This window comes from Butyricicoccus faecihominis, from assembly GCF_024462775.1.
In the GTDB taxonomy this organism is placed as follows: domain Bacteria; phylum Bacillota; class Clostridia; order Oscillospirales; family Butyricicoccaceae; genus Agathobaculum; species Agathobaculum faecihominis_A.
This window is the reverse complement of the sequence record NZ_JANGCE010000012.1, coordinates 50,531-72,918: the sequence shown is the minus strand read 5'-3', so window position 1 is coordinate 72,918 and position 22,388 is coordinate 50,531. Positions and strand designations below refer to the sequence as shown.

The 22,388-nt window shown below is 65.6% G+C and carries 22 protein-coding genes and 1 riboswitch; of the genes, 1 reads left to right on the top strand and 21 read right to left on the bottom strand.

Going from position 1 to position 22,388, the window contains the following annotated elements:
• Positions 1–2 precede the first annotated feature (2 nt).
• A riboswitch (cyclic di-GMP riboswitch) is annotated at positions 3–92 on the bottom strand.
• Between the two features lie 131 nt (positions 93–223).
• From NE562_RS08275 to NE562_RS08260, 4 genes are read right to left on the bottom strand one after another with little or no spacing between them, the layout of a single operon-like run.
• Positions 224–991: a sirohydrochlorin cobaltochelatase gene (locus tag NE562_RS08275; RefSeq protein ID WP_280961933.1), complete on the bottom strand. Its 768-nt coding sequence runs from the start codon at positions 989–991 to the stop codon at positions 224–226.
• A gap of 3 nt (positions 992–994) precedes the next feature.
• On the bottom strand, positions 995–1,630 hold the full coding sequence (locus NE562_RS08270) for a precorrin-8X methylmutase (protein WP_280961932.1): 636 nt from the start codon (positions 1,628–1,630) through the stop codon (positions 995–997).
• Complete coding sequence (locus tag NE562_RS08265) at positions 1,627–3,126, bottom strand: cobyric acid synthase (protein ID WP_280961931.1); 1,500 nt, start codon at positions 3,124–3,126, stop codon at positions 1,627–1,629. The genes NE562_RS08270 and NE562_RS08265 overlap by 4 nt, the downstream gene beginning before the upstream one ends.
• Positions 3,108–4,190: a pyridoxal phosphate-dependent aminotransferase gene (locus NE562_RS08260; RefSeq protein ID WP_280961930.1), complete on the bottom strand. Its 1,083-nt coding sequence runs from the start codon at positions 4,188–4,190 to the stop codon at positions 3,108–3,110. The genes NE562_RS08265 and NE562_RS08260 overlap by 19 nt, the downstream gene beginning before the upstream one ends.
• Positions 4,191–4,564: 374 nt before the next feature.
• Between NE562_RS08260 and NE562_RS08255 the strand changes: the two genes are divergently transcribed.
• Positions 4,565–5,716 (top strand): IS481 family transposase, encoded by a 1,152-nt coding sequence (locus NE562_RS08255; protein WP_280961929.1) that lies wholly within the window; start codon positions 4,565–4,567, stop codon positions 5,714–5,716.
• A 271-nt stretch (positions 5,717–5,987) separates the two neighbouring features.
• Here the strand turns inward: NE562_RS08255 and cbiB are convergent, their stop codons facing one another.
• From cbiB to cobI, 17 genes are read right to left on the bottom strand one after another with little or no spacing between them, the layout of a single operon-like run.
• Complete coding sequence (gene cbiB / locus NE562_RS08250; protein WP_280961928.1) at positions 5,988–6,950, bottom strand: adenosylcobinamide-phosphate synthase CbiB; 963 nt, start codon at positions 6,948–6,950, stop codon at positions 5,988–5,990.
• The gene (locus tag NE562_RS08245; protein WP_280961927.1) at positions 6,947–7,276 is read right to left on the bottom strand and encodes a bifunctional adenosylcobinamide kinase/adenosylcobinamide-phosphate guanylyltransferase; all 330 of its coding nucleotides are present in this window, start codon (positions 7,274–7,276) and stop codon (positions 6,947–6,949) included. Before NE562_RS08245 ends, cbiB begins: the two co-directional genes overlap by 4 nt.
• Positions 7,273–8,052: an adenosylcobinamide-GDP ribazoletransferase gene (locus NE562_RS08240; protein WP_280961941.1), complete on the bottom strand. Its 780-nt coding sequence runs from the start codon at positions 8,050–8,052 to the stop codon at positions 7,273–7,275. The genes NE562_RS08245 and NE562_RS08240 overlap by 4 nt, the downstream gene beginning before the upstream one ends.
• Before the next feature lie 5 nt (positions 8,053–8,057).
• Positions 8,058–8,588 carry a bifunctional adenosylcobinamide kinase/adenosylcobinamide-phosphate guanylyltransferase gene (locus tag NE562_RS08235; protein WP_280961926.1) on the bottom strand — a complete coding sequence of 177 codons (531 nt, stop codon included), beginning with the start codon at positions 8,586–8,588 and terminating at the stop codon, positions 8,058–8,060.
• Positions 8,589–8,593: 5 nt separating this feature from the next.
• Positions 8,594–9,652: a nicotinate-nucleotide--dimethylbenzimidazole phosphoribosyltransferase gene (gene cobT, locus NE562_RS08230; protein WP_280961925.1), complete on the bottom strand. Its 1,059-nt coding sequence runs from the start codon at positions 9,650–9,652 to the stop codon at positions 8,594–8,596.
• Complete coding sequence (locus tag NE562_RS08225) at positions 9,649–10,998, bottom strand: cobyrinate a,c-diamide synthase (protein WP_280961924.1); 1,350 nt, start codon at positions 10,996–10,998, stop codon at positions 9,649–9,651. Before NE562_RS08225 ends, cobT begins: the two co-directional genes overlap by 4 nt.
• Entirely contained in the window at positions 10,988–12,181 is a 1,194-nt protein-coding gene (cbiE, locus tag NE562_RS08220; RefSeq protein ID WP_280961923.1) for a precorrin-6y C5,15-methyltransferase (decarboxylating) subunit CbiE, read from the bottom strand. The genes NE562_RS08225 and cbiE overlap by 11 nt, the downstream gene beginning before the upstream one ends.
• A 20-nt stretch (positions 12,182–12,201) precedes the next feature.
• Positions 12,202–13,485 carry a glutamate-1-semialdehyde 2,1-aminomutase gene (gene hemL, locus NE562_RS08215; RefSeq protein ID WP_280961922.1) on the bottom strand — a complete coding sequence of 428 codons (1,284 nt, stop codon included), beginning with the start codon at positions 13,483–13,485 and terminating at the stop codon, positions 12,202–12,204.
• Complete coding sequence (gene hemB / locus NE562_RS08210) at positions 13,485–14,471, bottom strand: porphobilinogen synthase (protein ID WP_280961921.1); 987 nt, start codon at positions 14,469–14,471, stop codon at positions 13,485–13,487. The genes hemL and hemB overlap by 1 nt, the downstream gene beginning before the upstream one ends.
• Positions 14,464–15,960, bottom strand: coding sequence for a uroporphyrinogen-III C-methyltransferase (gene cobA, locus NE562_RS08205; protein ID WP_280961920.1), 1,497 nt, complete (start codon positions 15,958–15,960; stop codon positions 14,464–14,466). Before cobA ends, hemB begins: the two co-directional genes overlap by 8 nt.
• Positions 15,957–16,823 (bottom strand): hydroxymethylbilane synthase, encoded by an 867-nt coding sequence (gene hemC / locus NE562_RS08200; protein WP_280961919.1) that lies wholly within the window; start codon positions 16,821–16,823, stop codon positions 15,957–15,959. Before hemC ends, cobA begins: the two co-directional genes overlap by 4 nt.
• A complete protein-coding gene (gene cobK / locus NE562_RS08195) occupies positions 16,810–18,012 on the bottom strand; it encodes a precorrin-6A reductase (protein WP_280961918.1) in 1,203 nt (400 codons plus the stop codon). The genes hemC and cobK overlap by 14 nt, the downstream gene beginning before the upstream one ends.
• A complete protein-coding gene (cobJ, locus tag NE562_RS08190) occupies positions 18,009–18,734 on the bottom strand; it encodes a precorrin-3B C(17)-methyltransferase (protein WP_280961917.1) in 726 nt (241 codons plus the stop codon). Before cobJ ends, cobK begins: the two co-directional genes overlap by 4 nt.
• Positions 18,731–19,930, bottom strand: coding sequence for a glutamyl-tRNA reductase (gene hemA / locus NE562_RS08185; protein ID WP_280961916.1), 1,200 nt, complete (start codon positions 19,928–19,930; stop codon positions 18,731–18,733). Before hemA ends, cobJ begins: the two co-directional genes overlap by 4 nt.
• A complete protein-coding gene (locus tag NE562_RS08180) occupies positions 19,927–20,946 on the bottom strand; it encodes a cobalt-precorrin 5A hydrolase (protein ID WP_280961915.1) in 1,020 nt (339 codons plus the stop codon). The genes hemA and NE562_RS08180 overlap by 4 nt, the downstream gene beginning before the upstream one ends.
• Complete coding sequence (gene cobM / locus NE562_RS08175; protein WP_280961914.1) at positions 20,943–21,698, bottom strand: precorrin-4 C(11)-methyltransferase; 756 nt, start codon at positions 21,696–21,698, stop codon at positions 20,943–20,945. The genes NE562_RS08180 and cobM overlap by 4 nt, the downstream gene beginning before the upstream one ends.
• Positions 21,695–22,387 carry a precorrin-2 C(20)-methyltransferase gene (cobI, locus tag NE562_RS08170; RefSeq protein WP_280961913.1) on the bottom strand — a complete coding sequence of 231 codons (693 nt, stop codon included), beginning with the start codon at positions 22,385–22,387 and terminating at the stop codon, positions 21,695–21,697. Before cobI ends, cobM begins: the two co-directional genes overlap by 4 nt.
• Between the last annotated feature and the right edge of the window lies 1 nt (position 22,388).

Sequence of the window (22,388 nt, the reverse complement as noted above, 5' to 3'; positions counted from 1 at the left end):
TGTGCGGCAGCTGGCAGCCGTGCTCCCCAAAAGGGAGGGTAGGCCCTGTAGCTTTGTGTCGCCGGATTTCCCCGGTTTTACTATTCACGGTTTCAGTTTTTAACGAACCCTTTTCTTGTTAAAAAAAGTTTATCATTCTTTTAAGGAGTAATCAAGTGTATTTTTGGATTTTTACGCGGCTTTTGTCGAAATATTCCGGGACGCGGGCGTGGGCGCTTCGTTCTTACGCGGGCAGATGCGCCGCGAACAGCGCGGCCACCTCTTCGTATTCGCCAAGGCCGCGCAGATCGCACTGGACGTGGTAGCCCTCGCTCTCCAAAACGGACTTCCAGCTATCCTCCTCCGGCCCGGCTAGATCGTTCTGCGCGTGATCGCCCGCGACGACCATCAGCGGAGCCAGCCGCACGCGGCTCACGCCCTGCCGGTGCAGGCGGCGCAGCACATAATCGAAATTCGGGAACCCTTCGACCGTGGCGACGTACACGCGCTCCGCCCCGTCAAAGCGGAAGGTGTTTTCCAGCAGCGCGTACGCCGCGTTCGCCGGGTGGTCGGTGCCGTGGCCCATCCAAACGAACGCTTCGTCCGCGTCAAGCTTCGGCATATGCGCGAGCAGCGCGCGAGAAAGGCGCAAATAATCCTTTGTGTCCCACAAAAGCGGCTTGCCGAGCGTCAGCTTTTTAAACCGCGCCGCATACGGCTCGATCGCCTTTTGCAGCTTTTCGTATTCAAACCCGGGGATCACGTGCAGGCTCTGGCAGAGCACCTCGTCGTACCCTTCCGCCGCGAGCCGCTCCAAGAGCGCCGCGGGGCTCGGAATGCGCACGCCCTCTTCCCGTTCGATCCGGTCCGCCACCATGCCCGAGGTAAACGCGCGGAACAGCCGGTGCTCGGGCCGGGCCGCGGCGAGCGCCCGCTCGATCCGGCTGATCGCCTCGCGCGCTTCCGGGTAGCTGGTGCCGAAGCTGACCGCCGCCAATGCTTTTTTGCCCATACTTTAGAATCCCTCCCGCTTGGTGATCTGATACAGCAGCGCGTTGACGATGGCGGCCGCCACATTGGAGCCGCCCTTGCGTCCGCGCGCGATGATATGCGGCGTTGCGCCGCCTACAAACAACTCCTTGGCTTCCACCACGTTGACAAAGCCGACCGGCACGCCGATCACGAGCGCGGGCGACGCCGCGCCCGCGCGTATCAGCTCGTGCAGCCGAATGAGCGCGGTGGGCGCGTTGCCGATGGCGAAGATCACCGGCCCTTCGAGCGCCGCCGCCCGCTCCATCGAAACCACGGCGCGGGTCACGCCGCGCGCCTTCGCTTCGCGCGCAACGTCCTCCTCCGCCATGAAGCAGCGCGCCGCCGCGCCGCACGTTTGCAGCGCCGCCTTGTTGACGCCCGCGAAAGCCATGTTGGTATCGGTCACGACCGTCGCGCCCGCAAGCAGGGCGGCTTTGCCGCGCTCCACCGCGTCCGGCGAAAAGCGCAGGTTTTCCGCATAGTCAAAATCCGCGCTGGTGTGGATGACGCGGCACACCACCTCGCGTATGCCCTCCGGGAAGGTGCGGCCGCCCAGCTCCTCCGCGATGATCTCAAAGCTGCGCCGCTCGATCTCGGCGGGCGTTAAATTCATGTTCATGCGTTTTCCTCCAAAATACGGTACACAAGCGCCATATCGAGCGACGCGCGCACGGTATCCGCCAGCTTGTCATACTGCGTTTGCTTATACTGCGCCTCGCTGACGGGCGCGGCGGCGAGCGTGACGCCGCGTTTTTCGGCAAGCGTTTCGGCCAGCCGCGGGGCGACGCCCTCCCCGTCGAACACGCCGTGCAGATAGGTGCCATAGGCGTTTTCCGCCTGACAGCCGTCCTCTATTTCCATTTCGCCGCGCCGCAGCGTGACCAGCGGCCGCGCGCCCGGACGGCGAACCGTTTCGCCCATGTGGATCTCGTACCCCTGCACCGCCATGCCGGAAAGGGGCGCGAGCGCGCCCGCTACGGTTTGCAGCGCGCCCGCCGCCTGCACGGTCGTTTTTTCCGGGCGGAACACGGTATCGACCGGCAATAGGCCAAGGCCGCGCATTTCGCCGCCGCCCTCGGCCCCTTCGGGGTCGCTGATCGTTTCGCCCAGCATCTGGTAGCCGCCACACACGCCGAACACCGGCGCGCCCGCCGCGTGTCGCTTTAAAATCGCGGCTTCCATGCCGCTTTCGCGCAGCCACTTTAAATCCGACAGCGTACTTTTGGTGCCGGGCAAAATGATCAGATCGGCGTTCATAAGCTCCTGCGGACGGGCGGCATAGCGCACGCCAACGCCCGGCACATGGCCCAGCGCCGCAAAATCCGTAAAATTCGACAGACGCGGCAGCCGCACGACCGCGACGCATAAGGGCTCCCGCCCGCCGTCCTGCCGCAGCGTATCGGACAGCGAATCCTCCTCGTCGAGATCGAGCGGCGTCCACGGCACCACGCCCGCGACCGGCTTGCCGGTGAGCGCTTCGAGCTGCCCAAGCCCCGGCTTTAGTATCTCCGGGTCGCCCCGGAACTTGTTGACGATCAGCCCGCGAATGCGCGCGCGCTCCGCCTCCTCCAGCAGCATGACCGTGCCGTACAGCGCGGCGAACACGCCGCCCCGGTCGATATCGCCGACGAGCAGCACGGGCGCGTTTGCGATCCGCGCCATGCCCATGTTGACGAAATCATCCTGCTTTAAATTGATCTCCGCCGGGCTGCCCGCGCCCTCGATCACGATCACGTCGTATTCGGCGGCGAGGCTTTCATACGCCTGCCGCACGGCGGGAATCAGCGCTTTTTTTTGGGCCCAATACTCCCGCGCCGTATAGTGGCCGCGCGCCACGCCGTTCACGATCACCTGCGAGCCGACGTCGCTCGACGGTTTGAGCAGTACCGGATTCATGCGCACATCGGGCGGGATACCGGCGGCCTCGGCCTGCATGGCCTGCGCCCGGCCGATCTCGAATCCATCCGCCGTGATAAAGGAATTGAGCGCCATGTTTTGCGCCTTGAACGGCGCGGCGCGCAGGCCGTCCTGCCAAAAAATACGGCAAAGCGCGGCGGTCAGCAGGCTTTTACCCGTGTTGGACGCCGTGCCCTGTATCATGATCGCTTTTGCCATCCGTCCATTCCTCCCTCGTTCAGCGTGTCGAGCGCGGCCAGAAGCGCCGCGCTCTCCGCCCGCCCGCGCACGGCGGTGCGGTAATAGCCGCGCGCGAGGCCCCGGTAATTGGAGCAATCCCGCACCAGTACGCCCCGCGCCGCAAGCTTTTCGGCAAGCGACTCGTCATGAGCGCGGAAGAGCAGGTAGTTTGCTTCGCCCGGGCAAACCCAAAGCCCCCGCGCGCCCAGTTCGGTTCTTAAAAACGCCCGCTCCGCCGCGATTCTTTGCGCGGAATCCCGCGCGAACGCCGCTTCGCCCGCCGCCGCGACCGCGCAGGCCTGCGCGAACACCGAAACGTTCCACGGCTGGCCCGCCTGATACAGCGCTTCGATCAAATCACGGTTCGCCGTCATGCACCAACCGAAGCGCACGCCGGGCACGGCGTACATTTTGGTGTAGGCGCGCAGCAGCACCAGCTTTTGATGGCGCGGCAGCAGATCCTTCAGCGTATGCCGCGCTTCATCGGTCAGGAAATCCGAAAAACACTCGTCCACGATCAGCCAGATATCGTTTTTTTCGCAAACCGCCGCGATTTTCCGCATCAGCGCGGGATCGGCGGCGCGGCCGGTCGGGTTGTTCGGGTTGCAGAGGAACACCGCGTCCGGCGCGGGCGAAAGGTCGGTCAGGATGCGCTCGGTCAGCGCGAAGCCCTCGTCCTCGCGCAGGGCGTGAAAGCGCGTTTCGCACGCGCCGAGCGCGCGCTCATATTCGGCGAAGGTGGGTGCGAGCAGCAGCGCGGTTTTCGGGCGTAAAACAAGCGCCAGCCGGTCGAGCACGTCGGCCGCGCCGTTGCCGGGGTAGATCCACGCGGGGTCTATCCCCTCCCGCGCGCCGACCGCGCGCCGCGCCGCGCGGCAATAGGGGTCGGGGTACCGGCCGCAGAACGCCACCGCGTCATGCAGCGCTGCTAAAACGCTTTCGGGCGGCCCATAGGGGTTGATATTCGCCGAAAGATCGGTCGGCAGCGCGCCCCCGTGCCCTTCGGCATAGGAATACACATCGCCCCCGTGCTGATATTGCATGTAGTTTACCCCTTTCCTATCAAATAACGAAGCGCCGACCCACATGGGCGCGAAAAACACGCCGGTCCGGCGGAGCGAAGTGACCAATGTCATTAAGATAAGGTCAGGCAAAGCAAAATGGTAACGCCATCACATAAAAAGTAGGGCGCGCCGCCCTCGGCGCGCCGAGAGCGAAGCACTGGGATAAGTGAGAGCATGAAACAGGCCGGTACGGCCGAGCGAAGGGACATGGTTTCTCAGGAAGTGTTACGTCCCTTCGAGAACGGCGCGCCGAGGGCTGTATAGCCCAGTCACATAGTAAACAGTTTGTCCAAGCACATGGTATACAGTTTAGGAGTAAAATAACGGTATAAGTGGGAAAAGGAGAATTGCTTATGCCGTGGAAAGAGAAAACAGTAAAGTCAGAACGAGAAACGTTTGTAAGGGAGGCGCAGCAACGAGAGATAAGTTTTAGCGCTCTATGTAGAAAACACGAAATCACACGAAAAACAGGTTATAAGTGGTTACGAAGGTTTCAGGCTGGAGAGGAACTGACCGACCGCGGTCGGGCACCGACGCATCAAAGAACCCAGACATCGGCAGCAACGCAAGAACTGATATTGTCCGCGCGGGATGAACATCCGGCGTGGGGGCCCAGAAAGCTGGAGCGATATTTGCAAAATAAAGGTTACACAGAACTGCCATGTAAAAGCACAATCGGCAATATTCTTAAGCGAAACGAGCGAATCGAACCGGAAATCAGCCAGAAACACAAGCCCATTAATCGCTTTGCCAGAGAATGCCCCAACGATTTGTGGCAAATGGACTACAAAGGCGACTTTACGATGCTCAATGGGCAGCGGTGCTATCCACTGACGATTTTGGATGACCACTCCCGGTTTTCTCTGTGCCTAAAGGCTGAGGACTCATTGTCCTACGAAAGGTTTTATCCTGCCCTTGTCCAAGTTTTCGAGATGTACGGTCTACCGCATGAACTGTTGTGCGATAATGGGAAGCTCTGGGGCGACAGCAAGGGGGGTATCACCATGTTCGATGTGTGGATGATGCGTCTGAACATCCGGCCGATCCATGGCCGCCCCATGCACCCGCAGACCCAAGGCAAGGAGGAACGTTTTCACCGTACGTTGAAGGAAGAATTGCTTAGGCACCGCACAATGCTTAACTTATGTGATGCGCAACGGGCATTTGACGACTGGCAGTATGAGTACAACTACGAACGTCCCCACACCGCGCTTGCCCTTGATGTCCCTGCCAAGCACTATAAAGTCAGCAGCAGGCCGTTCCTTCAGCAGCCTCCGGAACCTGATTATCCTGATGGAGCTAGGCTTAGAAGAGTCAACTACAAGGGCTACGTTAGCATTTGCAGGCATCGCTACTATCTCTCTGAGGCTTTCGCTGGAACCTACCTCCAACTTACGGATTCGGGGGAGAATTCTGTTGACCTCCACTATGGCTCCTTCCGTGTGGCTTCCATCAATCTCAGCGAGAGTATAATTACTTCTAAGCACATTTATTGGGCCACATAAACTGTATACCATGTGCTTGGACATATTGTATACCATGTGGGCTATACAGGGCGGCGCGCCCTACTAGCTCGGTGAACCCCTTGTTTTTTCCTATGCGTTTCCCTTATCTAAATGACATTGAGCATGTATCACGGTTTTGCATTTGATCGACGCACAGCGTCGGTCAATGGATTGAGGCCTACGAGCTAACAAACCGGCGTAGAAGTGTGCCTGAAAGGCGCGCGCCGCAGCCGGAATACTCGATCGAAAGCGTGGTTTCGATCGAAATCTGTTACATCGGCCACGTAAGCAGCTGCCGCACCGCGCAGCACAGCGTGAGCGCCAGCACGCTCGCCATGGTCATCAGATCACACGCGCGGGTGATATCGATCGGGGCGATGCGGCGGTCCGGGTCGCCGAAGGCCTGTTTTTTGACCACCTTGCCGAAATACTTCGCATCCCCGCCGAGCTGCACATGCAGCGCGCCCGCGCAGGCGGCTTCGGTCTGTCCGGCGTTCGGGCTTTTGTGCTTTGACCGGTCGCGGCGGCAAACGCGCAGCGCGTTCCGGCTGTCAAACCGTAAAAGCCCCGCCGCGGCGATCAAACACACGGCGGCCAGTCTGGCGGGGATAAAGTTGCAGATATCATCCATTTTGGCCGCAAACTTGCCAAAGTACTCGTACTTTTCATTGTGATAGCCGACCATGGAATCGAGCGTGTTCACCGCCTTGTACAGCATGCCGAGCGGCGCGCCGCCGAGCAGCATGAACACCAAGGGCGAAACCACGCCGTCGGTCAGGTTTTCGGCCACGGTCTCAACCGCCGCCTTGGTCACGCCCGCCTCGTCCAGCTCGCCCGTGTCGCGGCCCACGTACCAAGAAACGGCCGTTCGTCCCTCCTCAAGCGAAACGCTGAGCGCCCGGCGCACATGCTCGCCCGCGCGCATGAGACTTTTACGCGCGAACAGCAGCCAGCAAAGCGCCGTTTGCAGCGCAAAGGCCAGCCAAAAATGCCGGCGGGACAGCAGACGCAGCGCGAAAAAGGGCAACGCAAAGCTTACCCCACACGTCAAAAGCCACAGCAAAACGCCCGCCGCGGTCTCGCCGCGCGGCGTTTTGGGGAACAGCCGCCGCAGCGCCCGCTCCAACAGCGAAACCAGCCGCCCAATCAGGCAGGCCGGGTGCCAAGCGCCCTTTGGGTCGCCCAAGGCGGCGTCCAGCAAAAATCCGAGAATCACGGCAAAGGTAATGGTCACGGCGCTTCCCCCTTGATCCATTGCGGCACGCCCGCGGTCACGCGAACCACGGCGTCCGCCTCCGCGGCGAGCGCGCAGCACAGCCGCCCCACGGCTTCGCGCCAGCCCTCCATGGCCGGGTCGACCGGCACCACGCCGCAGCCGGTCTCGTCGCAGGTGACCGCCTTACCCAAAAGGCGGGCTTTGAGCGCCATCGGGTCGCGGCCGTTTTCCAGTTCCTCGCGGACCCGGTCCTGCAAATTCGTTTCCAGCGGCAAGGCCGGATACAGGCGCTTGGCCAGCGCCGCCTTGCCCTGATAAGCGCCCCCGGTAAACAGCACGGTCATAACAAAAGTCCTCCCACAGCGGCGAAAAATAGGCAAAAAAGCTCGGCCAGCGAAATGAAAAAGCCCGCCAAATCGCCCGTGATTCCGCCGAATACCTCCCGGCACAGCCTGCCATGCCGCCAATACCCGGCCAGCAAAACAAGCGCCCCCACGCAAACCGCGCCCACGCCGCCGGGCGACGCGCGCAGCCAAAGAACGGCGGCGGCGAAAAGAACCGCCGCTTCGAGCAGCAGCGTCGCCGCGACGGCTTTTTTATCGCTCCCCTCCGCGAATAGATGGGCAAGGCCGGATTCCTTGGCGCAGGGAAGCGCGACGATCTCCCGCCCGCCGAGCGCGCGCGCGAGCGCAAAGCCCGTAAGGGCGAACGGCAGGAGCGCGGGCTTCTGGTAAAGCTGGGCAAAACAGGCCGTTTCGGCCAGCAAAAAGGCCGCCAGCCACAGGGGCCCGAACGCGCCGACGTGCGGGTCCTTCATGATTTGCAGCTTTTTTTCACGGTCCGCGTGCGAGCAGAGCGCGTCGCACGTGTCCGTGAAGCCATCCAGATGGATGCCGCCCGAAAGGACGAGCGGCAGCAGCATGGCGCCCACGGCATAGAAAAGCCCCGCCGCGCCATGCTTGGCGCAGAACCCAAACCAAAGCCACTGCGCCGCGCCGATCAGCAAGCCGACCAGCGGCAAAAAGCTCAGCGCCCAGCGCATGGTTTTCTTTTCCCAATTCACCTGCGGCACGGGAATGGCCGAATAGAGGGAAAACGCGACCAGAAAGCCGCTTACCACGCTTTTCAAGTGTCCTTCCCCTCCTTTATGGGCAGCAAAATGCCGCAAACCGATTCGTACACCGCGTCCGCGCGCCGGGCCAGCGCGGCGTTCAGCCGGGCCAGCAGGTGCATATACCGCATCGTCTCCGCCGGATACGCGAGGCCGTCCGAAAATATCTCGTCCGTCACGATGGCAAGCGTATCGCAGTGCGCCCGCACATGGTCGATACCGCGCAAAATCGCGGCTTCCGCCCGATCACCCGCGCCGTTCGGCGCGAACATCTCGTTCGCCAGCAGATTGCCGAGGTCCTCGAGCAAAACGCCGTCATACGATTTTTCAAAAGCCATGTCTTCCAGCCCCAACGGGCGCTCGGCGGTATGAAAGCCCTTGCCCGCGCGCAGCGCCCGGTGGCGGGCGATGCGGTTTTGGGCCGCTTCGCCGAACGGCTCCATGGTGGCAAGGTAGAGCTTGTCCCCCGGCGCGGCAGAGCAAAGCAGGCGCTCGGCGTGCGCCGACTTGCCCGAGGCCGCGCCCCCTGTGATGAGCAGCAGCATGGCGGTCAGGTGAGCGGCTGGTACGCTTGCATGCCGATCTCCGCAAAGCTCGGCATGTTGTCGTACGCCGCGAGGGCCAGATCGATGAGCGCCACGCCCGCCACCGCGCCCGTGCCCTCGCCAAGGCGCATACCGGCGCAGATGAGCGGCGAAAGCCCCAGCTCCTCCAGCACCCGGCGGCCCGCCGGTTCGGCGGATACATGCGAGGCGATCAGATACGCCTTAACCGCCGGGCACAGCCGCACCGCGATGAGCGCCGCCACGCAGGAGATCAGCCCGTCCAGCACGGTGGGCAGGCCGTGCGCCGCCGCGCCCAGATACAAGCCCGCGAGACCCGCGATATCCAGCCCGCCCACCTTGTGCAGCACATCCAGCGGGTCGGCGGCGTCGGGACGGTTCAGGGCGATCGCGGTCTCGATGGCGCTTATCTTTTTCTTTAGCCCCTCGGTGGAGAGGCCCGCGCCGCGCCCGGTGATCTCGGAGGCCGGCGCGCCGGTGAGCACGGCGGCGATCGCCGCGCTCGTCGTCGTGTTGCCGATGCCCATTTCACCCGCTGCGAAAAGGGCGTACCCCTCCCCCGCGAGCTCGTCCGCGACGGCGATGCCGGTCTCGACCGCGCGGACGCACTCGTCCCGCGTCATGGCGGGGCCTTTCGTCATATCGGCCGTGCCGCGCCGCACACAGCGCTGCCGGATTTTCGCACCCGAAACGGGCTGTGCCACGCCGATATCGACCGGCACCACGTCCAGACCGGCGCGGCGCGCCATGCAGCAGACCGAGGTGCTGCCTTTACTGAGGTTTTCGGTGACCAGCGCGGTGATCTCCTGCCCGCACTGCGTCACGCCCTGCGCGACCACGCCGTTATCCGCGCAGAATACCACCGCCGCGCGCTTTGCGAGCTTTGGCCGCGCCGTGCGCTGCATGCCCGCGAGCCGCACGACCGCGTCCTCCAGCAGCCCCAAGCTGCCCAGCGGGATCGCGATATCGGAAAAGCGGCGTCTAGCCGCCTGCTCGCTCTCCCCGCAAGGGGGGCGAATGGCCGCCGCGCACTCTTTGATGTTCATCGTTTAGCCTCCATCCCCGCGCACCGGCGGATAAAATTCTCCGCAAAAAGCGGATTCGAGCGAAAATACAAATGCGGAAAGCCCGCGTACAGCGTGGGCGAAGATACCGCCGAGGGCCACGCGCGGCCATTCGGCTTGCGCGCCGTAAAGCCGTCCCCGGCAAGGCTGGACGCCGCGTAATGAAATTCATGCGCGCGGATTTGTCCGCCTGCGGGGCAAAGCAAATTGTCCCGCGCGGCGTGCAGCGTCACATAGCCGAAGGGCTGTAGGCGCGCGGTCATATCGGCCGCGCCGCATAGCGCGCCCGCCATCTCCCGGCCGCACAGCGTTTGGTGCAGGTAGAGAAAGCCGCCGCATTCCGCGACCGTGGGCAGACCGCCCGCCACCGCGCGCCGCACGCTTTCCCGCATGCTTTTATTTTTTTGCAGCGCGTCGGCGTGCAGCTCCGGATAGCCGCCGCCGAGGTACAGGCCGTCCGCCCCGGCGGGCAGCGCCCGGTCGCGCAAGGGGGAAAAGAAAACAAGCTTGGCCCCCATCGCGCGCAGCAGATCGAAGTTATCCTCGTAATAAAAGCAAAACGCCTCGTCCCGCGCGACCGCGATGCGCACCGCCCCCGCCGTGACAGGCGGCGGCGTTTCAAGCTTGTCCATAAGCGGCGGCGCGCGGTGGGCGAGCGCCACAAGCCCGTCAAGATCGATGCAGGACTCCGCCGCGTCGGCCAGCAGGTCGAGCTTTCGCTGTAAATCCTCTATTTCGCCCGCCGTGACAAGGCCGAGGTGCCGGTCCGGTATCGCGGCCTCGGCCACGGGCGGCAGATGGCCGAATACGCGCAGCCCCGCCTTTTCCGCTATTTTCTTATAATAGGGGTACATGGCCCGCGTTACGTCGTTTAAAACAACGCCCGCCAGCGTGTTTTCTCCAAAGGTGCGAAAACCGGAAAGCTCCGCCGCGAGCGAAAGCGACTGACCGCGCGGTCTGGCGACCAGCACGGCGGGCGTTTCCGTTTCCCGCGCGAGATGGGCGGCGGAGGCCTCGTCCGTATCGCCCGAAACGCCGTCGTAAAAGCCCATCGCGCCCTCTACCACGCCCACGCCGCCGGCGGGGATGCAGTCCGCCAGCATGGCCCTTGCCGTTTTGCCCTTCACAAAGAACAGGTCGAGGTTGCGGCTGGGCACGCCGATCGCCGCGGTGTGGAACATGGGATCGATATAATCCGGCCCGCATTTGAAGGCGTGCAGCTTTTCGCCGCGCCGGGCAAGCGCGCGTAAAACCGCGCTCGTCACCGTGGTTTTGCCGCAGCCCGAACCCGTGCCGCCAATGAGCAGCCGCGCCGCGTCATTCGCCATGCGCGCCGCCCCCTGTAAACAGATAGACCGGGTTGTTCGCCCGCATCAGCGTGTGGCTGCCCGCGGTCTGCCCGCGCGCCGCCGCAAGCTGCACCGTTTCGATATTAGCAAAGCCCGCTTCCCTCAGCGCGCCCAGCGCTTCGCCCACGGTTTCCAGCGAAACCGCCGTGACCGCGACGCGCACCTTGGGGTTCTTTTCCCGCGCCGCGCGCAAAATCCCGGCGAGCGCCCCGCCGCTGCCGCCGACGAACACACAGTCCGGCGCGGGCAGCGCGTGCAGCGCTTCCGGCGCAAGGCCCGGCACAGGCAGAACATTGTACCCGCCGAGCTTTACGCGGTTTTCCCGCAGCAGCGCCAGCGCTTCGGGGTTTCGTTCAACCGCGTAGGTCAGGCCCAAGTGCGCGCGGCGGGCCAGCTCCAGCGTCATCGCGCCCGTGCCCGCGCCCACATCCCACACGGTATCGCGCGGCCGCACCGCGAGCTTGGCGAGCGCGACCCAGCGCACCTCTTCCTTGGTCATGGGCGCCTTGCCGCGCGTGAGCATGGTATCGCGGATGGGCGCGGAAGCGTCCGCCGCCGCCGGGTTTTCCACGAGCAGCACGGCAAGGTCGCCGCAGCCCGCGCCCGCGAGCGACGCGGCCGTGCCCGTGGTAACGCGCTCGTCCGCCGCGCCGAGGTTTTCGCCGAGATGCACCGTCAGGCGCCCCAGCCCGGCTTCGGCCAGCCCCGCGCACAGCGCGTCCGCGCGGTTTTCCCCGCCGGTGAGCGCGAACACCTTTTCATGATAGCTGACAGGGCCGAGCAGGCTGCCGCGCCGCCCGTGCAGGCTGACGGCGAACGCATCCTCGTACGCCATGCCAAGCTTCGCGCAAAACACCTGCATGCTGGATAGGCCGCAAAAGAGCGTTACCGCGCCGTGCGGCAGCAGCGCCTGCCGCAGCCGGGGCGCGGCGCTGAAAAAGCCCACATCGCCGGATACGAGCAGCGCGGCGCTTGCCGCGCCGGATGAAACGGCCCGTTCGGCCAGCTCGCCGAGCGGACAGATTTTCGCGTCCGCGCGCAAGCCGGCAAGGCGCGCCGTGGCAAACACCGCGTCCGCCGCGTCCAGCGCGCGCTTCGCCTCGCCCGTCAGCCCGTCCCGCGCGCCCATACCCGCGCCTATGATGAAAAACCGCCGCTCCATTTTGTTGCCCTCCAAAAGTTTTACTGCATCTCGGCCAGCGTTTCCTCCGCCGCCTTTACGGTAAACGCCAAATCACTGACCGTGTGCGCGCTCGAAACGAACATCGCCTCAAACTGGCTGGGCGCGAGATAGACCCCGCGCGCCAGCATGCCGTTAAAGTACGCGGCGTATTGGGCCGTATCCGCGCGCCGCGCCGCCGCGAAGCAATCGACCGGCTCCGCCGTAAAGTAGGCGCAAAGCAAAGAACCGACTTGATTGACCTGCATGGGCACGCCATGCTTTTTGGCGCTTTCGCGCAGGTGGTTCGCCAAATACAGGGCCGAGGTCTCCATGACCTCGTAGCAGTCCGGGTGCTCGTTTAAGATTTCCAGCTGCTTGATTCCCGCCGCCATGGCGACCGGGTTGCCCGACAGCGTGCCCGCCTGATAGACCGGCCCGCAGGGCGCGACCTGCTCCATCAGCTCACGCGGGCCCGCGTACGCGCCGACCGGCATGCCGCCGCCGATGATTTTGCCAAAGGTAGTAAGATCGGCTCTGACGCTGAAATACTCCTGCGCGCCGCCCTTTGCCAGCCGGAAGCCGGTGATCACCTCGTCAAAGATCAAAAGCGCGCCGTGTTGGTCGCAGAGCGCGCGCAGCCCTTCTAGAAAGCCCGGCTTTGGCGGCACCACGCCCATATTGGCCGCGACCGGCTCGACGATGACGGCGGCGACCGCCCCGGGGTTGGCGTCAAACAAAGCGCGGGCAGAATCCAGATCGTTATACTGCGCGAGCAGCGTGTCCCGCGCCGCGCCGCCCGTCACGCCCTTGGAATCCGGCACGCCCTGCGTGAGCGCGCCCGAGCCCGCGCCGACCAGCATCGCGTCCGAATGGCCGTGGTAGCAGCCGTCGAACTTGATGAGCTTGTCCCGTCCGGTCGCGCCGCGCGCCAGACGCACGGCGCTCATCACGGCCTCGGTGCCGGAATTGACCATGCGCACCATTTCGATATGCGGCACCATTTCCACCATGCGCTCGGCCATTTCGACCTCGAGCGCCGTCGGCGCGCCGAAGGACAGGCCGGAGAGCATGCGCTCGTGCACGGCCGCGAGAATATCCGGGTGGCTGTGGCCCAGCACCATCGGCCCCCAAGAGCCGACGTAATCGATGTATTCCAGCCCGTCCGCGTCCAAAACATGGCTGCCGAGGGCCTTTTCAATGAAGCGCGGCTTGCCGCCCACCGCGCGGAACGCGCGCACCGGCGAATTGACGCCGCCGGGCAGCACCTGCTTGGCGCGTTCAAAAAGCTGTTCCGAGTTTGTCATCAGCCGATATCCCCTTTCCGCATCGCGTCCGCCAGTTCGGGAGCGAAGTACGTGATCAAAATATCCGCGCCCGCGCGGAACATGCCGACGGCCGATTCGCACATCACGCCGTACTCGTCGATGAGACCGGCCTTTGCCGCCGCCTTGATCATGGCGTACTCGCCCGATACCGAATAGGCCGCGACCGGCAGTTCAAACCGCTGTTTGCACTGATAGACCAGATCGAGGTAGGACATGGCGGGCTTGATCATCAGGATATCCGCGCCCTCCTGCACGTCGAGCGCGCACTCGCGCATGGCCTCGCGGCCATTGTGCCAGTCCATTTGGTAGGAGCGGCGGTCGCCAAAGGACGGGGCCGAGCCAGCCGCGTCGCGGAACGGGCCGTAGAAAAAAGAAGCGTACTTGGCCGCGTAGGACATGATGGGCGTGTTTACAAAGCCGTTTTCATCGAGCGCGCGGCGGATGGCGGCCACGCGGCCGTCCATCATGTCCGAGGGGGCGACCATGTCCGCGCCCGCCCGCACATGGCTGACCGCGATCTGCGCCAGCCGCTCGGTCGTTTGATCGTTGTCCACATCGTGCCCGCACAGGATGCCGCAGTGGCCGTGCGAGGTGTATTCGCACATGCACACATCGGTGATGAGGTAGAGCGAGGGGTCGAGCGCGCGCAGTGCGCGCAGGCCCTGCTGCACAATCCCGTTTTCGGCCCACGCGCCCGAACCGATCTCGTCCTTCTCTTCGGGCAGGCCGAACAGGATCAGGCGAGAAACGCCGTGCGCGCGCGCGCGTTCGACCGCGCGCCCCAATTCGTCCGGCGAATAGTGATACTGGCCGGGCAGCGAGGGGATCTCCTCATAGATATGCGTGCCTTCGCGCACGAAGATGGGCCAGATCAGGCTGTCCGGCGACAGGCGCGTTTCGCGCGCCATGCGCCGCAGGCTGTCTGAAGCGCGCAGGCGGCGCGGGCGGATCGTATCGTTAAACATGTTTGTTTCCCTCCATCAAGCAGGCGATCAGGTCGTCGATCGTCGCGTTTTTCGCTGTTTGCACGCGCATACCGTGCGCGCGGGCGGCTTTGGCGGTCTGTTCGCCGATGCACACGGCGATAAAGCCGGAAAGCGGCGCGCCGCCGCACACGCGGACAAAGCCCGTGACCGTGGACGCGCTGGTAAAGGTCGCGGCATAGAGCCTTCCGGCGGCGAGCAGGGCGCGCAGCGCCTCCGCGCCCTCTTCCCGGTACACGGTCTCGTAAACCGGCACATCGGCAAACGGCAGGCCCACCGCGCGGAGCGCCTCGGGCAGCGCGGGCGAACCTTCCTTCGCGCGCAGCAGCAGCACGCGGTCGCCCGGTTTGGCCGCCGCAACAAGCGCGCGCGCAAGGTGCGCGCCGTCGTACCGCGCGGGACACAGGTCGGCCCGAACGCCGAGCTTTGCAAGCGCCGCTTCCGTTCCCTTGCCGATCACGGCGAAGCGGCAGCCGTAAAGCGCGCGCAGATCGCGCCCCTGCCGCGTGAGCGCGCGCACCATCGCGGGCACGCCCGCCGGGCTGGTCAGCACGACCCAATTCCACGTTTCCCGCAGGGCTGAGGAAAGGGCCGCGCCGTCCTCTATCTCGCGCGTTTCGATCACCGGGCACTCGACCACCTCCGCGCCGAGCGCGCGCAGGCGGTCCGACAGCGTGCCCGCCCGGTCGCGCGGCCTTGTCACCGCCACGGTCTTGCCAAAAAGCGGCAGCGCCGAAAACCAATCGAGCGCGTCCGACAGGCCGCAAACCGGGCCGACGACGATGAGCGCCGGGCTTTGCACATCGGCCGCGCGCACCGCTTCCGTGAGCGACGAAGCCGTCGCCACAACCTTGCGCTGACGGGCGCGCGCGCCGTTTTCAATGACGGCGGCGGGCGTTTCGGGGTCTATACCGGCGGCAATCAGGCCCCGCATCACATCGCTAAGCGCCGCAAGACCCATGAAAAACACCAGCGTGCCGCGCAGGCGCACGAGCGCCTCAAAATCTATTTCGAGCGGCTTGCCCGCCCGCGCGTGCGCCGTTATGAGATGCACCGAGGAAGCAAAATCGCGGTGCGTGACCGGGATACCCGCGAACGCGGGCGCGGCCAGCGCCGAGGTAACGCCCGGAATGACGCGAAACGGCACGCCGTGTTCCCGCAAATACTCGCATTCCTCGCCCCCGCGGCCAAAGAGATAGCAATCCCCTCCCTTAAGGCGCACGGTGTTTTTGCCGCTTTCAGCGAGCCGGACGAGAACCCTGTTGATCTCATCCTGCGGCACGGGGTGGCTGCCCTGCCGCTTGCCCACATCGACCGTTTCGGCCCCCGCCGGGATGAGCGCGAGGATCGAAGGATCGACCAGCCGGTCGAATACGACCGCTTCCGCCGCGCGGAGCGCTTCCGCTCCCGCCAGCGTCAGCAAGCCCTTATCGCCCGGCCCCGCGCCGACGAGTGTGACAAGCCCTGTCATATGCGCCCCTCCGCTTCCCATTTGAGTTGTAGGGCAAGCGTTCTGCCCAGCGTTTCGGCGCTGTCACACGCGCCTGTCAGCGCGCCGCGCACGGCGCGCCCCTCGCCCGTTACATACAGGCCGCGCAGGTGCAGCAGCCCTTCTTCGGTTTCGGCATAGGCCGCGATGGGCGAAAAGCAGCCGCCGTCCAGCGTGCGGACAAAGGCGCGCTCGGCCATGGCGCAGGCGCGCGCGGACGCATCGTCCAAAAGGCGCGTCTCCTCCGCCCACTCGCCCGCGCGGCCCTCCACCGCGAGAATGCCCTGCCCTGCGGCGGGCAGCATTTCCTCCGGCGTGAACACACGGCTGACGCGGTGCGAAAGACCAAGGCGCTGCAGCCCCGCCGCCGCGAGCACCAGCGCGCCGTACTGCCCCGCTTCCAGCTTTGCAAGCCTTGTTTGCACGTTGCCGCGCACGGGCCGCACCTCTATTTCGGGGAACAGCGCGCCAAGCTGCGCCTGCCGCCGGGCCGCCGAGCAGCCGATGGGCCTCGTTTGATCCCAAACGCCGCTTTCCGGCAAAACGAGCGCGTCCCGCGCGTCCGCGCGCGGCGGAAAGGCCAAAAGCGTAAGGCCCTCGGGCAGCTCCATCGGCACATCCTTCAGGCTGTGCACGGCAAGGTCGATGCGCCCGTCGAGCAGCGCCAGATCCAGCTCCTTGACGAACAGGCCCTTGCCGCCCACCTTGTCGAGCGTGCGGTCCAGAATCTTATCGCCCAGCGTTTTCATGGTGGTGAGCGTGCCGCCGCCAAGGCGGTTCAGCACCTCCTGCGCCTGACACACCGCAAGGCGGCTGTCCCGGCTGCCGATTTTAATCGTTTTCATCGGTTTCCTCCAATACGGCGCGGATGCGCTTTGCCATGAGGGCGGTCTTTTCGTGGTGCGCGCCGTCCGACACCACGCCCGCGACAAGGCCGTTCCCCTCGCAGATGGCCGGGAAAAAGAAGGTGGATTCCCCGGCGCGGTCGGCCACGCTGCACGGCACGCCCGCGGCCCGGCAGTCCGCCGCGACGCGGGCGTTCACCGCCCGGTCGCTCGTCGCCGCGACCGCGAGAAACGCGCCCGTCAGATCGCCCGGCTCGTACCCGCGCGCCGCGTAAAGGGCAAGCCCCGCGGGGCTTTCGGGCGCGATCACGCGCACTTCCGCCCCAAAGCGCCGAAGGACAGAAGCGCGGCGCGCCGCTATTTTCCCCGCGCCGAAGATCACACACAGCCGCCCCGCGAGCGAAACAAATAGCGGAAAGCGCGGCGCTTCCGGCAATGCCTTGGCGAGACCAAGGCGCGCGGTCAGATAGTCCCGCATCTCCGAAAGGGTGCGGCCCGCTTCCTCGCGCGGCCGGGAAACGACCAGCACCCGCGCGCCCGCGTCCCGCGCGGCGTTAAGTTTTTCCGCAAAGCCGCCCGCGCGGCCCGTATCCTTGGTAACAAGAATCTCCGCGCCGACCTGCCGCAGCAAGGCGGCGTTCAGTTCCCGCGAAAACGGGCCCTGCATGGCAATGAGATGCGCGGGCGGAAAGCCCAGCGCCACGCACGCTTCGATCACCGCCGCCGTGGGCAGCACGCGCGGATATATCCGCTCCGCAAAGCCCTTTACCGCCGTGTAGGCGGCAAGCTCCTTGCTGCCCGTCGTCAGCAGCACGCGGCCGGGGTGGTCGTTCAGCCAGCGAACGGCGCTTTCGGTATCGGGCACGGTATCGGCCCCTTGCCGCGTAAGCGCGGGACGGACAAGGCGCAAATATTCCGCGCCCGTATTCGCGCACGCCGCTTCGAGCAGGCGGCTGACCTCGCTCGCGTAGGGGTGCGTCGCGTCGATACAGACGGCGCCCGCCGCGAGCACCCGCTCCATTTCCGGCTGCGAAAGCCTGCCCGCGTGCACGGTAACGCCGGGCATGGGTTCGAGCACCTGCTCGCCATACGCCGTCGCCACGAAGGCCGTGGCGCAAACGCCGCGCGCGGAAAGGAATTTCAGCAGCGCGCGCCCCTCGCTCGTGCCCGCAAAAACAAAAACGCTCATTCGATCCGGTACCCCCGGGGCGTCACCATGCGGCCCGCGATCACGCGGGTCTGCGAATTGCCGACGAACACGGTGGTCAGCATATCGACCGCCGCGTCCCGCAGTTCGCGGAGCGTTAACAAATCATATGTTTCTCCTTCGCGGCCGATGTTTCGCGTCAGCCCGCACACGGTTTCCGGCGCGCGCGCGGCAAGCAGGATATCGCAGGCGCGCGGCAGCTGATCCCGCCGTTTCTTGCTCATCGGGTTGTACAGGGCGATGCAGAAATCGCCCTCCGCCGCGGCGCGCAGGCGCTTTTCGATAACCGCCCACGGCGTCATCAGGTCGGACAGGCTGATGCACGCGAAATCGTTCGTCATGGGCGCGCCGAGCACGGCCCCGCCCGAAAGCGCCGCCGTTACGCCGGGGATGACTTCGATCGCAACGTCTGGCCGCTCGCCCGCCAGCTCCAAAACCAGCCCGGCCATGCCGTAAACGCCCGCGTCGCCCGAGGAAACAACGGCCACCGTATGCCCCGCCCGCGCCGCATCCAGCGCCTGCCGGCAGCGTTCGGTCTCGCGCGTCATGCCGGTGGCGATGCGCGTTTTTCCCGCCGTCAGCTCTTCGATCAAGTCCAGATACAGGCCGTAGCCCGCCACGGTGTCGCACCGGGCTAGGGCGTTTTTCGCGCGCGCCGTCATTTGCGCCGCGCCGCCCGGGCCTAGGCCGATTACATAGATCATCCGTTCATTCCCTTTCTCATACGGGCCAGACAGTCGGTCAGCCGCTCGGGGCTGACCGCTTCCTTCATGCCGCCCAAAAGCAAATCGACCGTTTTACCGACCGCCAGCTCCAGCAGACCGTCCACATCGTTTTCCTCATAAAGCGCCGAAAAGTCATGGTCGAACCGCAGGCGCCGCAGGGCGGTACCCTTTACCTCGTCGATCACGGGGAGCGACCGGCGGTAAGCGTGCCATTCGGCAAACGCCGCGAGCTCCTCCCCGACGATCTCCATGGCTCTGGCGCGGTCCGCCGCGTTTTCATCCGCCGCGCGGCCCAGATCGTCGAGGTTCCAAACCGCCACCCCCCCGCCCGCCGCCGCCCCGTCGATATCGCGCGGCATGGCAAGGTCGATCAGCAAACGCGGCGGGTGTTTCATGGCGCGCACCTGCTCCGCCGCGATGGTCAGATGCGGGCTGGTCGTCGCCGAAACGGCGAGATCGGCCCCGTCCAGCAGGGCGGCGCGGTCGTCGTACGGGTGGGTGGCGCAGCCCGCGGGCACCACGGTCTCGCCGTGCCGGTAGGTGCGCAGCGTGATCGTGACCGCGCAGCCCGCGTCCCGCAGCAGCGCGGCGGACAGGCGGCCCATTTCGCCGTTGCCGATCACCACGGCCCGTTTGCCCGCAAGGCCGCCGAAAAACGTTTCCGCGCGCGCTATCGCGCGCTGGGCCGCCGAGGGCGGCACGCCGCGCAGCCGCGTTTCGGTGCGCACGCGCTTGCCCGCGGTCACGGCGCGGCGGAACAGGGTGTCCATCACCGCGTCCATCGCGCCCGCCTGCCGCGCGAGCGCGGCCGCGTCCCGCACCTGCGAAACGATCTGGTCGTCCCCATATATCTGGCTCTGCACGCCCGCGGCGACCTCGGCCAGATGGCGCGCGACGGCGTTGCCGCGCAGCACCTGCGCCGCGGCGCGGTAGCTTTCCGGCGGCACGCCCGCGGCGGCGCAAAGCAAGGAAAGCGCGTCCGCCTCGGCCCCGTCCATAAGATGCACGTACAGCTCGGTGCGGTTGCAGGTGGCCAGCAGCGCGCAGCCCGAAACGCCGGGCTTTTCCGCAATGCGCGGCAGCAGCGCCAGCACCTGCCCGCGCACAAAGGAGAGCGGCTCGCGCAGCGCGATATCCGCGCGCGTAAAATCCACGCCCACCATCAAAAGATTCAAAACGATACCCTCCAATCCGAAACGGCGACGGCGGCTGTAACCCCGTCCCGCGCCGTTTTGCGGCAGATGAGCGCCCCGCCGCCCGCGCCCTTAACCGCCGCGCGTTCGCACACATTGTCGGCGCCCACGGTCTCCTTTACAAACGCCGACGCGGAAAACGTACCGCTTACCGCCGAGAGCTGCGCCGCCGTATAGACGGTGAACGGCAGCCCCAGCCCGTCGCAGAAGTGAAGCAGCCCCGCTTCGTCGCGCTTACGGTCGACCGAGTGCACGCCCGCGACGGCCAAAAGCGGCGCGCCCGCCGCGCGCAGCGCTTCGGCGCAAACCGCTTCTATCCTCGCCCGGTCCACGCCGCGGCGGCAGCCGACGCCCAGATGGACGATGCGCGGCACCAGATGCAGCGTGTGCGGAAACGGCTTTGCGGCAAGGTCGAACCCGATCGCAAACCCGCACTGCGCCGGGCCGGAAAGGCTGACGCCGCGCGGCAGCCGCCCCTCCACCGGGAAGGCCGAGGCAAGGCCGACCGTTTCGCCCCGCAAAAGCGCCGCCGAAATCCATTTGATATTTTCCGGGTCATAGACCGCAAGGCCCTTTTCCTTGGCCCATGTATCGACCGCGAACGCGCCGCGCCCGTCCGTCGCGGTGGTGATAATGGGCAACGCGCCCAAAAGGGCCGCGATGCGCTCCGCCAGCGCGTTTGCCCCGCCAAGGTGGCCGGACAGCAGCGGGATGACGAACCGACCGCCCTCGTCGACGACGAGCACCGCCGGGTCGAGCGATTTGCCCGCGAGATAGGGCGCGACCGCGCGCACCGCGATGCCCGCCGCGCCGATAAAAACGATGCCGCCCGAATCCACCATGGCCTGCTGCGCAAAGCGCGATAAAAACGTTTGCCGCAAAGAGGGGTCGCCCGCGCGGTCGTACCGCTCGGTCAGCACATCCGGCAGCAGCCCCGCGAGGCGCTTGCCCAGCGCCGCGCCCCGGTCGGTAAACGAAACAATCTTAAGATGCGTCATGCTTCCGCCTTCCGGTAGCCCGTGGTGAACGCGGGGTCGTACAGCTTGGAGCGGTCGTAATGATCGCCCAGAAAGCCGCCCACCGTGATGAGCGCCGTTTTGGTCACGCCCTCCGCCCGCGCGGCCTCGGGCAGGCCCGCGACGGTCGTGCGGATGACCTTTTCATCCGGCCACGTGGCCTTGTAGACAATGGCCGCCGGGGTTTCGGGCGCGTAGCCGCCCGCGATCAGCCGCCGGGACAGCGCGTCCACCTGCCCGGCGGACAGGAAAATCACCATGGTGGCCCCGTGCGCGGCCAGCTCCTCGATCGATTCCCGCGCGGGCACGGGCGTGCGGCCCTCCATGCGCGTCAGGATCACGGTCTGGCTGACGCCGGGCAGCGTGTATTCGGCTTTCAGCGCCGCCGCCGCGCCGCAAAACGAGGAAACGCCGGGGCAAATTTCGTATGCAAGCCCCAGCCGGTCCAGCTCGTCCATCTGCTCGCGGTGCGCGCCGTATACCGACGGGTCGCCCGTGTGCAGGCGCACGACGGTCTGCCCCGCTTTCGCGGCGGGCGCCATCACGCCGATCACCTGCTCCAGCGTCATTTTGGCGCTGTCGTATACCTTGCAGCCCTCTTTTTGATAGCCCAGCAGCGCGGGGTTGACAAGCGAGCCCGCGTAAACGATCACATCCGCCTGCGACAGCAGCTTTGCGCCGCGCACGGTGATAAGATCGGGCGCGCCCGAGCCCGCGCCGACAAAGTAGATCATGCCTTGTCCCCCCTGACCAAAATAATGGAAAAGTAGCCGGTCGGATCGGCGAGCGCGGACAGATCGTTCACGATGCGCTCGCCCTCCATGCCGACGCGCTCGACGAGCGCCGCGTTTTGTATTTCGCCCCGGCGCGCAAGCTCGTCGCGCACGGATAGGATTTCGCGCCCCGCCTTCATCAGCACCTTGGAGCCGGGCAGATCGAGCCCCTGCTCCGTCGCCCCGTGGGAAGCGGGGATGATATGCAGCATTTCCTCGCCCACGCATAAGGGGCGGCCCAGTGCCGCCGCCGCCGCGCAGAACGAAGGCACGCCGGGCACCAGCTCCGCCGCAAAGCCCCGCTCTCGCACGCGGTCGTGCACATAGGCATAGGTCGAATAGACCGAGGGGTCGCCCAGCGTTAAAAAGGCGACGGTCTTGCCCTGCCCCAGCAGGGCGCAGATATCGTCCGCCGCCTTGTCGTGGCTGCGGGCAAGCGTTTCCGCGTCGCGCGTCATCGGGGTATCACAGTGCAGCACCGGCTTTCCCGCCGCGTAGGGCGCGGCGATGGTAAGCGCCGCCTGCGCGCCCGCGCCCGCGCGCGGGGCGGCGATCACATCGCACTGACGCAGAATGCGCGCCGCCTTTAGGGTCAATAGCTCCGGGTCGCCGGGGCCGACGCCCACGCCGTATAAAATGCCTTGTTTCATG

Excerpts from the sequence above, each read along its gene's own strand:
- NE562_RS08245 (WP_280961927.1), bottom strand. The coding sequence starts at position 7,276 with ATGACCGTGCTGTTTACCGGGGGCGCTTATCAGGGCAAGGCGGCGCTG.
- cobA (WP_280961920.1), bottom strand. The coding sequence starts at position 15,960 with ATGACAGGGCTTGTCACACTCGTCGGCGCGGGGCCGGGCGATAAGGGC.
- NE562_RS08260 (WP_280961930.1), bottom strand. The coding sequence starts at position 4,190 with ATGCAATATCAGCACGGGGGCGATGTGTATTCCTATGCCGAAGGGCAC.
- NE562_RS08225 (WP_280961924.1), bottom strand. The coding sequence starts at position 10,998 with ATGGCGAATGACGCGGCGCGGCTGCTCATTGGCGGCACGGGTTCGGGC.
- NE562_RS08180 (WP_280961915.1), bottom strand. The coding sequence starts at position 20,946 with ATGACGCATCTTAAGATTGTTTCGTTTACCGACCGGGGCGCGGCGCTG.
- cobI (WP_280961913.1), bottom strand. The coding sequence starts at position 22,387 with ATGAAACAAGGCATTTTATACGGCGTGGGCGTCGGCCCCGGCGACCCG.
- NE562_RS08275 (WP_280961933.1), bottom strand. The coding sequence starts at position 991 with ATGGGCAAAAAAGCATTGGCGGCGGTCAGCTTCGGCACCAGCTACCCG.
- NE562_RS08270 (WP_280961932.1), bottom strand. The coding sequence starts at position 1,630 with ATGAACATGAATTTAACGCCCGCCGAGATCGAGCGGCGCAGCTTTGAG.
- hemB (WP_280961921.1), bottom strand. The coding sequence starts at position 14,471 with ATGTTTAACGATACGATCCGCCCGCGCCGCCTGCGCGCTTCAGACAGC.
- hemL (WP_280961922.1), bottom strand. The coding sequence starts at position 13,485 with ATGACAAACTCGGAACAGCTTTTTGAACGCGCCAAGCAGGTGCTGCCC.
- hemC (WP_280961919.1), bottom strand. The coding sequence starts at position 16,823 with ATGAAAACGATTAAAATCGGCAGCCGGGACAGCCGCCTTGCGGTGTGT.
- NE562_RS08255 (WP_280961929.1), top strand. The coding sequence starts at position 4,565 with ATGCCGTGGAAAGAGAAAACAGTAAAGTCAGAACGAGAAACGTTTGTA.
- cobM (WP_280961914.1), bottom strand. The coding sequence starts at position 21,698 with ATGATCTACTTTGTCGGCGCGGGCTCGGGCGCGCCCGATCTTATCACC.
- cobJ (WP_280961917.1), bottom strand. The coding sequence starts at position 18,734 with ATGATCTATGTAATCGGCCTAGGCCCGGGCGGCGCGGCGCAAATGACG.
- cobT (WP_280961925.1), bottom strand. The coding sequence starts at position 9,652 with ATGAACATCAAAGAGTGCGCGGCGGCCATTCGCCCCCCTTGCGGGGAG.
- NE562_RS08235 (WP_280961926.1), bottom strand. The coding sequence starts at position 8,588 with ATGCTGCTGCTCATCACAGGGGGCGCGGCCTCGGGCAAGTCGGCGCAC.
- cobK (WP_280961918.1), bottom strand. The coding sequence starts at position 18,012 with ATGAGCGTTTTTGTTTTTGCGGGCACGAGCGAGGGGCGCGCGCTGCTG.
- NE562_RS08265 (WP_280961931.1), bottom strand. The coding sequence starts at position 3,126 with ATGGCAAAAGCGATCATGATACAGGGCACGGCGTCCAACACGGGTAAA.
- cbiE (WP_280961923.1), bottom strand. The coding sequence starts at position 12,181 with ATGGAGCGGCGGTTTTTCATCATAGGCGCGGGTATGGGCGCGCGGGAC.